This is a genomic window from Streptomyces himastatinicus ATCC 53653, from assembly GCF_000158915.1.
In the GTDB taxonomy this organism is placed as follows: Bacteria; Actinomycetota; Actinomycetes; order Streptomycetales; family Streptomycetaceae; genus Streptomyces; species Streptomyces himastatinicus.
Genome location: NZ_GG657754.1, coordinates 9,458,409 through 9,473,203, shown reverse-complemented (window position 1 = coordinate 9,473,203; position 14,795 = coordinate 9,458,409). Strand labels below are relative to the sequence as shown.

General features: G+C 72.7%; 12 protein-coding genes. 5 read left to right on the top strand and 7 right to left on the bottom strand.

All coding sequences use genetic code 11. From position 1 onward, the window contains the following. The 3 genes from SSOG_RS55185 to SSOG_RS40075 all read left to right on the top strand — a co-directional run. The coding region (locus tag SSOG_RS55185) for a hypothetical protein (RefSeq protein WP_208867424.1) at nt 1–254 on the top strand (254 nt) is incomplete at its 5' end. Between the two features lie 32 nt (nt 255–286). After that, nucleotides 287–730 carry a roadblock/LC7 domain-containing protein gene (locus SSOG_RS54375; protein WP_039939847.1) on the top strand — a complete coding sequence of 148 codons (444 nt, stop codon included), beginning with the start codon at nt 287–289 and terminating at the stop codon, nt 728–730. Nucleotides 731–737: 7 nt separating this feature from the next. Then, nucleotides 738–1,349 (top strand): DUF742 domain-containing protein, encoded by a 612-nt coding sequence (locus SSOG_RS40075; RefSeq protein ID WP_009720033.1) that lies wholly within the window; start codon nt 738–740, stop codon nt 1,347–1,349. Here the strand turns inward: SSOG_RS40075 and SSOG_RS40070 are convergent. The 3 genes from SSOG_RS40070 to SSOG_RS40060 all read right to left on the bottom strand — a co-directional run bounded on the left by SSOG_RS40070 (nt 1,346) and on the right by SSOG_RS40060 (nt 5,103). Beyond that, entirely contained in the window at nt 1,346–2,725 is a 1,380-nt protein-coding gene (locus tag SSOG_RS40070; RefSeq protein ID WP_009720032.1) for an alpha/beta hydrolase family protein, read from the bottom strand. The genes SSOG_RS40075 and SSOG_RS40070 overlap by 4 nt on opposite strands. Continuing rightward, the gene (locus SSOG_RS40065; RefSeq protein WP_009720031.1) at nt 2,722–4,101 is read right to left on the bottom strand and encodes an MFS transporter; all 1,380 of its coding nucleotides are present in this window, start codon (nt 4,099–4,101) and stop codon (nt 2,722–2,724) included. Before SSOG_RS40065 ends, SSOG_RS40070 begins: the two co-directional genes overlap by 4 nt. A gap of 180 nt (nt 4,102–4,281) precedes the next feature. Beyond that, nucleotides 4,282–5,103 (bottom strand): PaaX family transcriptional regulator, encoded by an 822-nt coding sequence (locus SSOG_RS40060; RefSeq protein WP_425385445.1) that lies wholly within the window; start codon nt 5,101–5,103, stop codon nt 4,282–4,284. A gap of 145 nt (nt 5,104–5,248) precedes the next feature. Between SSOG_RS40060 and SSOG_RS40055 the strand changes: the two genes are divergently transcribed. Continuing rightward, nucleotides 5,249–6,493 carry a cytochrome P450 family protein gene (locus tag SSOG_RS40055; RefSeq protein WP_039939843.1) on the top strand — a complete coding sequence of 415 codons (1,245 nt, stop codon included), beginning with the start codon at nt 5,249–5,251 and terminating at the stop codon, nt 6,491–6,493. Between the two features lie 107 nt (nt 6,494–6,600). Here the strand turns inward: SSOG_RS40055 and SSOG_RS40050 are convergent, their stop codons facing one another. Both SSOG_RS40050 and SSOG_RS40045 read right to left on the bottom strand, forming a co-directional pair. Next, nucleotides 6,601–7,584: a quinone oxidoreductase family protein gene (locus SSOG_RS40050; protein ID WP_009720028.1), complete on the bottom strand. Its 984-nt coding sequence runs from the start codon at nt 7,582–7,584 to the stop codon at nt 6,601–6,603. Nucleotides 7,585–7,597: 13 nt separating this feature from the next. Next, on the bottom strand, nt 7,598–9,127 hold the full coding sequence (locus SSOG_RS40045; protein WP_009720027.1) for an MFS transporter: 1,530 nt from the start codon (nt 9,125–9,127) through the stop codon (nt 7,598–7,600). 139 nt (nt 9,128–9,266) lie between these two features. Between SSOG_RS40045 and SSOG_RS40040 the strand changes: the two genes are divergently transcribed. Beyond that, nucleotides 9,267–10,322 carry an aldo/keto reductase gene (locus SSOG_RS40040; protein ID WP_009720026.1) on the top strand — a complete coding sequence of 352 codons (1,056 nt, stop codon included), beginning with the start codon at nt 9,267–9,269 and terminating at the stop codon, nt 10,320–10,322. A gap of 75 nt (nt 10,323–10,397) precedes the next feature. Here the strand turns inward: SSOG_RS40040 and SSOG_RS40035 are convergent, their stop codons facing one another. Both SSOG_RS40035 and SSOG_RS47220 read right to left on the bottom strand, forming a co-directional pair. Then, the gene (locus SSOG_RS40035; protein ID WP_050800120.1) at nt 10,398–11,027 is read right to left on the bottom strand and encodes a TetR/AcrR family transcriptional regulator; all 630 of its coding nucleotides are present in this window, start codon (nt 11,025–11,027) and stop codon (nt 10,398–10,400) included. Nucleotides 11,028–11,200: 173 nt separating this feature from the next. Next, nucleotides 11,201–14,795: type I polyketide synthase (locus SSOG_RS47220; RefSeq protein WP_154686036.1), on the bottom strand; the 3,595-nt coding region annotated here is incomplete at its 5' end.

Below are 14,795 nucleotides of genomic sequence, written 5' to 3'. Positions count from 1 at the left end.
GGGAGAACGCGACGAACCAAGTGGCCGACCGCCTCCCGAGCGGCCCGCCCGAGCCGTCGGACACCCAAGAGGCGGCCGACCGTACCCAGTCCGGACTGCCGAAGCGGACACCGCGTTCGCCCCGGCCCGGTGGACGTGCCGAGCCGCGAACCGGCCCCGGCAAGGCGAAGCCGAGCCAGGACGCGGGCAGTACGCACAGCTTCCTCAGCAACTACCAGTCAGGCATCCGTCGGGCCCGTCCCGACGAGCGATAAGATCCCATCGACGAACGGGCAGGAAACAAGCCATGACCTCACCCCAGCCGCGGGAGGTGAGCCAGTTCGGATGGCTGGTCACCAACTTCACCGAACGTGTTCCCAATGTGGCCCACGCCGTGGTGGTATCAGCCGACGGGATTTTGCTCACCGCCTCCAACCGGCTGGCGGACGACTACGCCGAACACCTCGCCACCGTCGCCGCGGGTGCCATCAGCCTGATCCAGGGTGCCGCGCGGTGTCTGGAAACCGGTGAGGTGAAAAGCACCGTGATCCAGATGGAGTACGGACATATGCTGCTGATGTCGATCAAGGACGGCTCGTGCCTGGTGACGCTGGCCGCGCCGGACTGCGAGATCGGCCAGGTGGCTTATGAGATGGCCGTGCTCGTGGACCAGGTCGGCGAGATGCTGACCCCTGAACTCCGCGCGGAGCTTCAGGGATTCAAGCAGACGGCAGCCCACCAGCTCGGATGAGGAGATCATGAGCACCGGTGAAGGCCCTTTCGGGCACAGTGGGAGAGACCAGGAAGCGGAGGACGACCAGACCTTCGCCGACGTGCTCAACTCGTTCAGTTTCGGCAAGGCACGGCGGGGGCGGAAGAAGTCCGGCTCCGGCCCCCGGCCGGAGTCCGCGACCCAGCAGCAGCCCGGGGAAGCGCCGCCGCCCGCTTCCCCGGAGCAGTACGGGTACCCGCCGCAGCAGGACGAGCAGCACGCCGCGTGGGAGGGCGGTCACGAACAGCAACAGCAGGGCTCGCCCTCGTTCGTGCGCGCCTATACGTGGACGGGCGGCCGCACCAGGTCGCACTTCCACTTCGAGCTGGAAACCCTGGTGACCACCACCGACCAGGGGCACCAGTCCGCCGCCGTCGCCCACGCCGACCACGTGCCCGTCATATCGCTGTGTCAGGAGCCGAAATCGGTGGCGGAGGTGGCGGCACGGCTCGAGCTGCCGCTGGGAGTGGCCAGGGTCCTGCTCGGCGACATGGCGGAGCGCGGGATGATCGTCGTCCACCAGAGCGGGACCGAGGACGGCGAGGCCCCGAGCGTGACGCTGATGGAGCGGGTGCTGACCGGGCTGCGGCGGCTCTAGCCCCGTCGTCGCGGACCGTCCGGGTGCGCCAGGTCGTAAGGGCGCGGGTAGGCGGTGGGCCGGTAGTCGGTGTACCGGGCCTCGGCGTCCGGATCCTCCGTCTTCGCCGCGGAGTTGAGCGTGTCCGGCGCGGTGTCCCAGCGGCCGGTGGCCAGACGCCGTTCCAGCGCGTGTACGGCGGCGAGCGTCTCGCCGGTGTTGAAGGTGCAGTGGCCCGGCCCGTCGACATACGCCTGGCGCAGCAGCCCCGCGGATCCGCCGGCGGTGGCGGCCCGGCGGTAGGCGCTCTCGGCCTGCACGGGGATCAGCCCGTCGCCGGTGGTGTGGATGTTCAACTGCGGGTCGGTCAGCCTGCCGGTGAAGGCGCTGGTGTGCCGCATCCAGGCCACGGCCCGCGGGTCGGCGCTGGTGCGGGGAGCGCGATTGAGCGCCGTGAGGTCGTCGCGCAGGGTCAGCCCCGCCTCCTTGTACAGCTCGGTCACCTCCTTGAACACCGAGGAGTGGCGCAGCATCGCCGGGTAGTCGACGCCGGTGTTCCAGGAGGGGTTGCCGCCCGCGCGGGACTCGGCCTCCTGCCGCCAGGAGAACGCGGCGGTCTGGAGCAGTCCGGCGACCGCCGCGTACTGGTTCTTCTGCTGTCCGGCCCAGTCGGCCGGGGCGGGCTTCGGCTGTGACGGGTCGTTGTGGCCGGGGATGTTGTGCAGGGCGGCGGCGAGCGCGATGCGGGCCCGGCCCTGCGGGGTCTGCTGGGCCGCGGTCAGCTTCCCGGTGAGGGCGCTCGCGGCGCTCTTGGCCTCCGCCTGGTCGGCGAAGCCGGTGAGGCGGATGCCCGAGTCCGGCGCGAGGAGGGTCTTCAGCGCGAAGACGGGGTCGAGGGTGCTGTTCCAGTTGGCGACACCGCCCTGGACGAGGCCGCACATCGACAGCGATCCGTCGATGCGGTCGGGGTGCCGTTCGGCGATCGTGGTGGTGACGAACCCGCCGTACGACTGGCCCCAGGCGAGGGTCTGCCGGGCCGCGCCGAACCGCTGCGTGAACAGGTCCAGCGTGGCCAGCTGGTCGGGCACCGCGTCCGCCACGGCCCAGCCGGTCGTGGCGTACGAGGAGCCGATGAGCGCGTATCCCTGGTCCAGAAGCCGGGCGCGGGTCGCCGAACTCGGCGCGTTCTGGGCGGGGTTGGGGCTGCCCTGCGGGCTGTAGCCGTGACTGAACAGCAGCACGGTGCCGTTCCACCGCGCGGGCATGTCCATCATGTACGCGGCCCCGGATGCCAGGTGGCCTTCCAGGTGTTCGCCCTCGGCGCTCGCGGCCTGCGCGGGCAGGGCGGTGACGGCGAGCACGGCGGTCGCGGCGAGGGCGAGGGCGCGGGGCTTCACTGGCGGACTCCTTCGGCAGCGGGAACATCGGCGGAAGTGGCGGAGGGGTTAAGGGCGTCGAGGGTGTCGGCGTGGGTCTCGCGCAGCCGCCACACGGTGAGCGCGGTGATGGCCGCGCCGCCGCACAGCAGCAGCGAGAGCGGGGTGCTGCTGCCGCCGTAGGCCGCCAGCAGACTGCTCGCGATCAGCGGCGAGAAACCGGCCCCGACCAGGGTCGCGAGCTGGTAGCCGAGGGAGGCGCCGGTGTAGCGGACCCGGGTGCCGAACATCTCGCTGAGCAGGGCCCCGAGCGGGCCGTACATGGTGGACTGCGCCACGCCGTGGCCCAGCGCCAGGGCCAGGATCAGCAGCCCGGGCGATCCGGAGTCGACCAGCGCCAGGACGGGGAAGGCCAGCGCGGCGGACGCGACGGCCCCGGCGAGCACGACCGGGCGGCGGCCCACCCGGTCGGACAGCGCGGAGGCGGCGGGCAGCGCGAAGAGCGCCACGGCGGAGGCGACGGTCACGGCGGTGAGCACCTGCGGCCGGGTGTACCCGTGGCGGACGGCGTAGGAGATCATGAAGCTGGTCAGCAGCGCCTGTGCGGTGAACGCTCCGATGCCGACGCACCCGGCGAGCAGCAGCGGCCGGGGGCGGCGCAGCACCTCGGCGAGCGGGGGCTTGTCCTGCTGCCGCGTGTCCTGCGCCCGGGTCTCCGTGAAGAGCGGGCTCTCCGCCACGCGCAGCCGTACGAACAGCCCTACGGCGAGCAGCGCCACGCTCAGCAGGAACGGCACCCGCCAGCCCCAGGTGCGGAACTCGTCGTCCGGCAGGGTCGAGACGATCGTGACCACGCCCGCGGAGAGCATCGAGCCGAGCGGGGCGCCGAGCTGGGTGAAACTCGACCACAGGCCGCGGCGGCGCCGGGCGCCTCCGGTGCGCTCGGCGTGTTCGACGACCATGAGCATGGCGCCGCCCCACTCACCGCCGATCGCGAGGCCCTGCACGACGCGCAGGGCGACCAGCAGCACCGGCGCCCAGACGCCGATCGCGTCGTAGGTCGGGAGCAGTCCGATGAGAAAGCTGCACGTGCCCATCAGGACCATCGTGAGCAGGAGCATCGACTTGCGGCCGAGCCGGTCGCCGAAGTGTCCGAAGACGATGCCGCCGAGCGGCCGCGCCAGGTATCCGGCGGCGAAGGTGCCGAACGCGGCGATGGTGCCGACCGCGGGGTCGGCGTCGGGGAAGAACAGCTCGCCGAAGACGAGCGCGGCGACCGTGCCGTACACGAGGAAGTCGTAGAACTCGACCGCGGTGCCGAGCAGACCGGACAGTGCGACGCGGCGCAGCTGCCGGGAATCGGGGGGCGGGGGAACGGGGACGGGGGCTGGCTGCACGGGGAGCTCCCTGGTGCCGTCGGGGGTGGCATCGAGGCGGTGCCGGTATTCCCGCGAAGGTAGGCAGATTCCCGACTGCGGTCAATGTTCTGCACAACATTTGTGCGCGACGGACAGCCTCACGGACTCACAACAGCGGGCAGCGCCCGGCGGAGGGGATGGAGGGGCGGTGGGGGCGCCTCAGCGCACCGGCACCAGGTCGAGCAGCCGTTCCGCCGCCACCCGCGCGCCCGGCGTCAGGCGCTCGTGAACCGCGCGGAACGTCTTCTCCGCCTGCTCGGCGGGCCAGTCGTCGGGCAGGTGCTTGACCGGGAGCCGCGGGTCCTGCCGGATGATCCGCAGCCACTCGGTGGACAGCCGCAACCGCGCCACCAGCGCCTCCTCGGCCCCGGTGGACGCGTGCTCCTGGGGCTGCCAGCGGCGTACGAACTCCTCGTACCGCCCGGCCAGCGCGGGCAGCTCCCAGGTCTCCTCGATCATCGCGCCGATGTCCATGCCCGCGTCGGCGTGGGCGCGGAACACCTTCACGTGCGCGGACAGGCCCAGCTCGTTGAGGATCGGACCCATCTCGACCTCGCCCTGGGCGATCCACAGCCCGCTGAACAGCGGCCCGAAGCCGTTCCAGGTGAGCTGCGAGCGGAGGTCGTGGCGCTGGCGCTGCCAGGACTCGGGCAGGGAGAAGCCGAGCAGGGTCCAGGTGCCGTCCCAGTTCCGGTTGACGGCGCCGGTCTGCCAGATGCGGCCCTCACCGTCCCGCAGCACCGCCTCCGAGCGCTCGGTGAGCCCGAAGTACATGCGCCGCCCCTCGCGCTGCCGCCGCAGCAGGCCGCGCCCGACCATGCGGGTGAGCGTCGAGCGGGTCGCGTGTTCGCCGACACCGGCGCGACCGAAGAGGTCGATGACGCTCCCCGAGTACACGCACACGTCCCGGCCCAGCACCCAGTCCCCCAGGAAGGTGAGCATCAGCGACTGGGGCCGGGGGGCGGCATCAGCAGTGGTCACGCAGCCCACGGTACGCGCACTCCCCCCGGATCACGCTGTCGTGGCTCCCGGCGGGGACCGGGGGCGCGGGCGAACGCGGTTGCCCCGCAGGCAAGCTGGGAAGCCTCATCATGCGCATTGGCCGACGAAACGGACAACAGCAGCGATGGACGCGACAGCATACGTTCGTATCGAGCCCGCTCCGGACGACCTCCACGGAGGCGAGGGAGCAGCCCTCAGAGCGGCAGGGCCGGTTGCCACCGTGGCGCTCCCCGGTGGTGTGGTGGCCAAGGCGGTGACCACGCGGGAGGCGGGGCTGCGGGTGCTGAGCGACCCGCGGTTCGCCAAGGACATCCAGCACTGGGAGGCGTACCGGCACGGGCGGATCCCCGCGGACTGGCCGCTGCTGTTCATCGTGGAGGGCAAGGGTCTGCTCACCGCCGACGGCGACACCCACCGCCGGCTGCGGCGGCCCGTCCAGCGCGCCATCTCGCCGCGCCGGGTGGAGGCCCTGCGACCCCGGGTCGAGGACGTCACCCGGCGTCTGCTGTCCGGTCTGGCCACCGCCCCGGCCGGGCAGGAGACCGACCTGCTGCGCCACTTCGCCCTGCCGCTGCCGCTGGACGTCATCTGTCTGCTGCTCGGCGTGCCCGACGAGGGGGCGCTGCGCGACGAACTGCACGAGCTGTCGACGGCGGCGATGAACTCCGAGGCGAGCGTCGAGGAGATCACGGGCACCGTGGGGCGGCGCTTCCCCGCCACCCTGATGTCGCTGATCGAACGGAAGCGCGCCCGGGGCGACCGGGACGACCTCACCATGGACCTGGTGGGCGCGCTGGACGCCGGGGAACTCACCGAGGCCGAGGTCATCGGCAACCTGGTGATCACCGTCATCGGCGGGCACGAGACCACGGTCAATCTGATCTGCCACGCCGTCAGGGGCCTGCTGACGCACCCCGAGACGCTGGCCGCCGCCCGCGCCCGGCAGGAGGCGGGCGACGATCCATGGCCCGATGTCGTGGAGGAGGCCCTGCGCTGGGATTCCCCCGCCCGCCATGTGATGTTCCGCTACGCCACGGAGGACGTCGAGGTCGAGGGCGAGGTCATCCGCGCGGGGGAAGCGGTGCTCGTCCCGCTCACGGCCATCCAGCGCTGCCCTCACGCGTTCCCCGAGCCGGACCGGTTCGACCCCGGGCGCTATGCGTCCGGCCGCGCCGCGGGTCACCTCGCCTTCGGGGCCGGCGCCCACCGCTGCCCGGGCGCGCCGCTGGCGCGGCTGGAGGCGGAGATCGCGCTGCGGCGGCTGTTCGAGACGTATCCCCGGCTCGCCCTCGTGGACCGGCCCGTCCCCCGGGTCCCGGCCCTGGGCATCAACGGCTTCAAGGAACTGCCGGTCGTCCTGCGTCCCTGACCCGGCAGGGTGCGCTCGACGACGGCCGACGGCCCCGGCCCTCGGGTGAGGGGACCAGGGCCGCCGGTACGCCCGCGCCGGTGGGCGCGGGAGTCACCGCGAGCAGATCACTCCTGCTCCATCGCCAGCACCAGCTTGCCGGTGGTGCGGCCGCTTTCGAGACGGCGGTGGGCCTCGGTGGCGTCCCGCAGCGGCAGCACCTGGCCGACGTCCACGCGCAGTTCGCCGTCGAGGACGGCGCCGACGGCCTGCCGCAGCACGGAGGACACGGCCTCGGGACGCTCACCGCTCAGCGCGCCGAGATTGAAGCCGAGGACGCCCTTCCCGCTGAACCACAGCTCGTTCGCGCTGAACGGGACGTCGTCCGCACCCGAGGCGTTGCCCATGGCGACCAGGCGCCCGCCCTGTGCCAGCGCGTCGAGGCTCGCCCGGCGGGCCGCGCCGCCGACCGGGTCGACGGCCACGTCGAAGCCCCGCCCGTCGGTGAGACCGGCCACGGCCCCGGGGAGGTCGTCGCGCAGGACGACCTTGTCGTAGCCGAAGGCGGTCGCGGCCTCGATCTTGTCCGGCGAGCCCACCGTGCCCACGACCTGGCCCGCGCCCAGCAGCCGGGCCACCTGGCCGAGCTGGCTGCCCGCGCCCCCGGCCGCGGCGTGCACCAGCACCCGCTCGCCCTTGCGCAGCCGGGCCACCTCGCCCAGGACCAGCCACGCCGTGGTGCTGTTGGAGGGAACGGCCGCCATCAGCGCCGGATCGGCGTCGTCCGGCAGCGGGGCGACCAGGTGTGCGTCGGTCACCGCGACCGCGCCGTAGCCACCGCCCATGGTCATGGTCAGGGCCGTGACCGGCTGGCCCACCCGCAGCCCGGTGACCCCGTCGCCGAGGGCGCGGATCCGCCCCGCGGCCTCGATGCCGGGGACGTACGGCAGCGGAACGTCCACCGCGCCCTGCCGGAACAGGATCTCGGCGTAGTTCACCCCGGCGTGGGTCACGTCGATGGCGACCTGGCCGGGGCCGGGCACCGGCGCCTCGGCCTCGGTGTACTCCAGTACCTCGGCTCCGCCGAAGCGGGGGATGGTCACAGCGCGCATGGCACGTCACTCCTCAAGAACAACAGGATGAACAGAGAGAAATCAGCGGGGTGTTCAGGTGGCGACGGGCTCGGCGTCGCGTTCGCCCTCCGGTGCCGCGGCGACGGGCTTCGCCGCCCTCGACCGCAGCAGCAGCGCCGTGGCGGCGGCGGACACCAGGCACAGCCCGGCGAAGGTCCACAGCGTGAGGTGGAGCGCCTCGGGGAACCGCGGACCGGACAGCCGTCCTCCGGTACGGGCCGCCAGGACAGCCCCGACGACGGCGATGCCCAGCGTCTCCGCGGTCAGCTTCGCGGTGTTGAAGGTGCCCGCGGCGGCGCCCGCGTGTTCGGAGGGGACCGCGTCGACCGCCAGGCCGTCGAGCAGCCCCTGCGCGACGGCCACGCCGATGCCCGTCACCACCAGGGCCGGGAGCAGCGAGGATCCCGTCGCCAGCCAGGCCGACCCGGCGGCCACCAGCACCAGCGAGGCCACCACCTGCACCGAGGCCGGGAATCCAGCGGACCAGCGCCCCGCAGATCAGCGGGATGAACAGGACCGGGCCGGTGAGCGCCACCATGGACAGCCCGGCCTCGCCGGTGCTCATGCCCGCGACGGCGCGGAAGTAGGCGGGCAGATAGGTGAGCAGCGGGCCGAACAGCCCGACCACGGCGACCACGGCGAGGCAGAGGCCCAGGAAACGGCCGGTGCCGAAGAGCCGGAAGTCGAGCAGCGGTTCGGCGACCCGGCGCTCGACGGCCACGAACGCCCCGGACAGCACCACCGAGGCGATGAGCGAACCCGCCACCGCCACGCTGCCCCAGCCCAGTTCGGGGCCCTCGACCAGAGCGAAGATGAGCAGCAGCAGGGCCAGGGTGAACAGCGTGCCGCCCGCCCGGTCCAGTTGGCCGCGCGTGGTGGCGGGCCGGGAGGCCGGGAGGGAGCGGTAGAAGACCACGCAGCCCAGGCCGATGACGCCGGGCAGGGCGAACGCGGACCGCCAGCCCCAGCTGTCCACCAGCAGCCCGGCCAGCGTCGGCCCGAAGGCCAGCCCGATGCCGATCGTGGTGCCGAACAGGCCGAACACCTTGGACCGGGCCTGGCCCGTGAACGCCTCGGCGAGCACGGCGCTGGCGCCCGTGGTGGTCGCGGCCGCACCGATCCCGGAGATCAGCCGCGCCACGTCCAGTACCACGATGTCCTGGGCGACGGCGCTGATCAGCGCGCACACCGCGAAGAGGGCCACACCGGACACGAAGACCCGGCGGCGGCCGAGCCGGTCCGCGAGGGCACCGGTGATCAGCATGAATCCGGCGAAGGTGGCGCTGTACGCGTTGACCACCCACTGGGTGGCGGCCAGGCTCGCGTCGAGCTGCTCACTGATGTCGGTGAGCGCCACCGAAGCGCCGGTCAGGGTGAAGGGAACGAGAAAGACCGCCACCAGTGGCAGCAGCAGCGTCCCGGCGCGACGCATCATCACATCCAATTCGCGGTGGGGGGTGGGGCAATTACCTGACACGGGGCTCACCCCGTATACATCACCACTGTGTCCGATTCCGCTCATGGCCCACTCACGCCGGACTCACGGCCTCCGGTGGATGCCGGTCAGCCGTGTCAGACTCGCCTGCGGCGGCGGTGACATGAGACCCGCCGCGTTTTGGGACCGCATTCTCTCCAAGCGCAAATGAGGTGCAAGGAAATCCATGCGCAGGACATCGCTGGGATCGACCGGGATATCCGTCAGCAGGTTCTGTCTCGGCACCATGATGCTGGGATCATGGGGTAACGCCGACCATTCCGACTGTGTGCGTCTCGTACACACCGCGCTGGACGCCGGCGTCAACTTCATCGACACCGCGGACATGTACGCCGGGGGCGAGACGGAAGAAATCGTCGGCAAGGCGCTCAAGGGGCGCCGGGACGATGTGGTGCTGGCCACCAAAGTGCACTTTCCGATGGGCGACGACCCGAACCACGGCGGGAATTCCCGGCGCTGGATCAGGCGGGAGGTCGAGAACAGTCTGCGCCGCCTCGGCACGGATTACCTCGACCTGTACCAGATACACCGGCCGGACCCGTCGACGGACATCGATGAAACGCTGTCGGTGCTGTCCGATCTGGTGCGGGAGGGGAAGGTGATGGCCATCGGGTCGTCCGACTTCTCCGCCGAGCAGATCGTGGAGGCCCGGTGGACGGCGGAGCGCCGCGGCCATGTGCCGTTCCACACCGAACAGCCCCCGTACTCGCTGTTCATGCGGGGTGTCGAGCGGTCGGTGCTGCCCACCGCGCAGCGGTACGGCATGGGGGTGATGACCTGGAGCCCGCTGGCCAGCGGCTGGCTGACCGGCCGCTTCCGCAAGGGGCGCGGTGACGGCATCGGCGAACTGGGTTCGTTCCGCAGCGACATGATTCCGTACAAGTTCGACCAGTCACTGCCGGGCAACGCGCACAAGCTGGCCATTGTCGAGGAGCTGGTCGAGCTTGCCGCCGAGTGCGGGCTTCCGGTGTCCCATCTGGCGGTGGCGTTCGTGCTGACGCACCCGGCCGTATCGTCCGTCATCATCGGGCCGCGGACGGTCGAGCAGTTGACGGATCTGCTGGCCGGTGCGGAGGTGACGCTGGACGACGCGGTGCTGGACCGGCTGGACGCGCTGGTGGCGCCGGGGACCGACCTCAATCCGTCGGACGCCGACTACACTCCCCCGCACTTCGCCGACGCCTCCCTCCGGCGGCTGCCCGCGCGGCGGCGCGGGGCCTGAACGCCTGAAGATGCTTTCGGCCCGGGAATTCGGCGGTGCGCCGCCGGATTCCCGGGCCGTGTGGTCGTCGCGCGGTCAGCGCCGGGAGGAATCCGTGATGCCTCCGAGCAGATGGCCCAGGACTTCCTGGAGTTCATCGTTCAGCGATCCGGCGTCAGCGGAACTCCGCTGATAGCACCAGCGGTAGAGCGCCCCGAGATACAGATCACGCAGCACGTTCCCCACGAGGTCGGACGACAGGTTCTCGGCCAGTTCACCGGTGTGGCACCCGGTTTCCACGATCTCCGAGAAGATGTCCGCCATATACGGGTCCTCCTGGATCGGACGGCCCGCCTTCACCCATGCGGTGAGCATGGCCACCGTGAGGTCACGCTCTTCCTCGTTGATCCGCCCCAGTACGGACACGCACTGTTTCAGCTGCGCGACGGCACCGGCCCCATAGGACCGGGTCTCCGCGAGATGCGTCATGAGTTTCGCCCGCCGCCGTTCGCTCCAGGCGCCGATGAGATCTTCTTTGCGGGGAAAGTAGTTGAAGAAGGTTCCCCGCGCCACATCGGCACGCTCCGCGATGTCGTCGATGGAGGTCTGGTCGTAACCCTTCTCGCTGAAGAGTTCCAAAGCCGCCGTATACAGCCGTTCCTTGACCCGCTGCTTGTTGCGCTCCCGGCGACCCGCGGGCGGCGCCACTGACGCCGTTGAGTCCATATCGATCCGTCTCCGTCCCTTGATAAGTGTGATCGGCGCTGACCACCGAAGGATCAAGCTGACCACGAAGGATCAAGGGGAGCGAGACCCATGAGATGAGAAGCCCTCCTGGCCAGCCCCCAACTTTCTTATACCACAGTCTAACAATGACTTCTGGTCATCATTCAGCACTGTCATCCCGGCGCGCCGCCCGTCAGGCTGCGGGTCAGGGCCTCCAGGCTCTCGGCGCCCAGCAGCCGCCCTGCGGTGATCTCGATGCCGTGTTCCCGGCGCAGTTGCTGCCCGAGCCGCGCGGCCATCAGCGAGTCGAGCCCCACGTCGCGCAGCGGCCTGCGGGGGTCGAGGTCGCCGAGCGGCATCCCGAGGACCGCGGCGGCCGCGGCGGGCAGCGCCTTCGTGGAGTCGCGCCGGGTGTCAGGAAGCCGCGGTTCGAACCGGAGGCGAGGGTCGGACGCGGGGCGCGAGTCGGACGCGGGGCGCGAGTCGGACGCGGGGCGCGAGTCGGGCGTGAGATGCGGGGCGCGCGTGGGGCGGGGCGCGCGCGTGGTCAGCAGACGGGACAGCCGGGAGCCCAGCGGCGCCGTCCGTACCCGCACCTCCGCCGCGATCCGCGCCGCCCCGCGCCGGGCCGCTCGCAGCGCCGGGCCGCCGGATGCGGGGCCCGCCTGCCGGACGGGCGCCAGGCGCCGCATCCGTATCCCGGAGAACTCCGCGAGCAGCTGCCCGTCATGGGCGATCATCCGCACATCGGCGCGCGCGGGACGCTCCCCGCGCTCGGGGGTGAACCGGCACAGCGTCCAGAAGTCGTCGGGAAGCGCGCCCAACAGCCGTATGGACTCGATGGCACCCGGCACATGGGGGCGGCCGCCCGCCGCCGGGGGCAGCGCGGCCAGCAGCGGCAGCAGGCCCGCTTCCCAGGCCGCCGGTCCCGCCACCTTCGGCAGCCGCATCCTGGCGGCCACCACACCGCCGCCCCGCCACAGCCGCTCCACCGCGTGGAAGGGCTCCCCGACGGCGAACCCACGCCTGGCGGCGAGTTCGCGGAACTCCTCCGCCGACTGGTGGTCGCGGCACCTGCCCAGCACCGAGTCGAGCGCCCAGGAGGCGTCGCGCGGGCCCTCCTCGCGGGCCGCGACCAGCCGCGCCGCGGCGGCCCTCCGCCACTCCGTCCCTCCGGCGGTGCGGAATTCCACCACGGCCCGCAGGCCCTCCGCCGCCTCCGCCCCGGAACCGGTGAGGGTCACCCGGAGGTCGGCTTCGGGGAGGGCGTCCAGCAGCAACGGCTCTTCGCCCAGCGTCAATTGACGCAGCATCAGTGCTTCGTCGTGACCCGCATCGCGCGCCGCCTCCAGCATGGTGACGCAGTAGACGGCCGGAGGCACGGGCGCCACGCCCCGCACCCGGATGCCGCCGCCCCAGGTGTCGGCGGCCCAGGCGGCGGGGTCGACGCGTTTGACGTAGGGCGCCGCGCCACGGGGTACGGCCTCCGGTCGCCGCGCCTCGCGCCGGAACCGTACGGCGTCCCATGGATAGGCGGGCAGCGGCACCACCCGGTGGTCCGCGGCGTACCACGCCGTCCAGTCCACGGCCCCGCCAGCGGCGAAGACCCGCCCCGTGGCGCGCAGCAGGTCGGTCCTGCCGTCGGCGTCCCGGTGCAGGGTGCCCACGGCGGCGCCGTCGAGGTCCGCGTCGGCGAGCGTCTCCTCCACCGCCGTGACGAGCAGGGGGTGCGGGCCGACCTCGACGAAGACGGTCCCGGCCCCCCGGGCCGCCTCGCGCACCGCGGGGGCGAACCGCACGACGCGGCGCAGGTTCTCCGCCCAGTAGGTGCCGTCGAGTTCGGGGCCGCCCACCGGGGTGGTGTGCACGGTGGAGAACATGCCGGTCCGCGTTTCGGCCGGGGTGAGGTCCGTCAGCCGCTCGCGCAGCTCGTCGAGGAGCGGGTCCATGGCGGGCGAGTGCGAGGCCACGTCGACCCGGACCATGCGGCTCAGCGCCCCGCGCTCCTCCAGGCCCGCAGCGATCTCGGTCAGCGCGCGGTGGTCACCGGCCAGTACGGAGGCGGACGGTGCGTTCTCCGCGGCCACGCACACATCGTCCCCGTACGCCGCGGCGATGTCCCGCGCCTGCCGCGCCGGGAGTTCGACGGCGAGCATGGCGCCGCGTCCGGCGGCCCGTTCCATCAGGCTGCTGCGGCGGCAGATCACCGCGGCGGCGTCCCGCAGGGTCAGCGCGCCGGACACATACGCGGCGGCGGCCTCCCCCATGCTGTGGCCGAGGCACAGCTGCGGCTCCACCCCGGCCTCCCGCCAGGCGGCGGCGAGCGACACCTGGACGGCCCACAGGGCGGGCTGGACGGTGGCGACTCCGGTGGGGAACGGCACCGGCGCGTCCCGCAGCAACGCGACCACGGACCAGCCGAGTTCGTCCCGGATCGCCCGGTCGCACGCCTCCATCTCGGTCCGGAAGGCGGGCGACGCGTCGAGCAGGTCCCGCGCCATCCCGGCCCACTGCGAGCCCTGCCCGGCGAAGACGAACGCCTTGCGCTTGGGCTCGCCGAACCCGGCCTCGCCGGTGCCGCCGTCGCGGATGGGCCGACCCTCGGCGAGCGCGCGCAGCTTGTCCGCGAGGTCGTCGTGCGAGTCGCCGACCACCCACAGCCGGTACGGGTGGGCCGCCATGCGGGTGGCGGCGGTGGCGCAGATGGCGTCCAGCGAGTCGGCGCGGCCGGGTCCGTCGGGGCCGAGGTGTGCGGCGTAGCGGCCCGCCATCCGGCGCAGCGCGGCGGACGAGCGGGCGCTGAGCACCAGCAGGCGCGGCGCGGGGTGCGCGGACACGGGCGCGGCGGGGTTGGCGGCGGGCGCGGCCCCGGCCGGAGTGGCGGCGGGCACGGCTGCGGCCGGGGCGGGCGCGGGCACGTCGCCCGCAGCCGGGGCGGTCGCGGGCACGTCCGCAGCCGGGGCAGTCGAGGGCACGTCGCCCGCCATCGGATCGGTGGCGGGCACGTCCACAGCCGGAGTGGGCGCGGGCACATCGTCCGCAGCCGTAGTGGTGGCGGGCACGTCGCCCGCGGCCCGGGTGGGCGTGGGCGCGTCCGTGGCCGGGATGGCGGGCGGTGGGACGTACTCGCCGACCACCACATGGGCGTTGGTGCCGGAGAGACCGAACGAGCTGACGCCCGCGAGCGCCGCCGGGCCCGCCTTGGGCAGCTGCCGGGCGGCGGTGACGATGTCGACGGCGGACGCCTCGCCGTCCAGCAGCGGGTGCCGCCGCTCCAGGTGGAGGGAGGCCGGGATGACGCCGTGCCGGACCATCAGCACCGTCTTGATCAGCCCGGCGATGCCCGCGGCCGCCTCCGCATGGCCGATGTTGGTCTTGACCGAGCCGGTGAGCAGGGGACGGTCCCGGGCCCGCCCGGGGCCCGTGACCTCGGCGAGGGCGCGCAGTTCGACCCCGTCGCCGACGGGGGTTCCGGTGCCGTGCGCCTCGACGTAGTCGAGCTGGTCCGGCCGGATTTCGGCGCTCCGGCACGCCTCGCGCACCATCGCGGCCTGCCCGTCCACGGACGGCTGCATCAGCAGCCCGCTGGCCCTGCCGTCGCAGGTGACCGCCGAGCCGAGCAGGACGGCCCACACCGGGTCGCCGTCGCGGACCGCGTCGTCCAGCCGCTTGAGGACGACGGTGCCGATGCCCTCGCTCCGTACGAAGCCGTCGGCCGTGGCGTCGCCGAACCGGCAGCGCCCCGAGGACGAGAGCATGCCGCCCTCG

Bases quoted from the DNA above. Each gene is read 5' to 3' on its own strand.
- SSOG_RS54375 (WP_039939847.1), top strand. From the start codon at position 287: ATGACCTCACCCCAGCCGCGGGAGGTGAGCCAGTTCGGATGGCTGGTC.
- SSOG_RS40075 (WP_009720033.1), top strand. From the start codon at position 738: ATGAGCACCGGTGAAGGCCCTTTCGGGCACAGTGGGAGAGACCAGGAA.
- SSOG_RS40055 (WP_039939843.1), top strand. From the start codon at position 5,249: ATGGACGCGACAGCATACGTTCGTATCGAGCCCGCTCCGGACGACCTC.
- SSOG_RS40035 (WP_050800120.1), bottom strand. From the start codon at position 11,027: ATGGACTCAACGGCGTCAGTGGCGCCGCCCGCGGGTCGCCGGGAGCGC.
- SSOG_RS40045 (WP_009720027.1), bottom strand. From the start codon at position 9,127: ATGAGCGGAATCGGACACAGTGGTGATGTATACGGGGTGAGCCCCGTG.
- SSOG_RS40050 (WP_009720028.1), bottom strand. From the start codon at position 7,584: ATGCGCGCTGTGACCATCCCCCGCTTCGGCGGAGCCGAGGTACTGGAG.
- SSOG_RS40040 (WP_009720026.1), top strand. From the start codon at position 9,267: ATGCGCAGGACATCGCTGGGATCGACCGGGATATCCGTCAGCAGGTTC.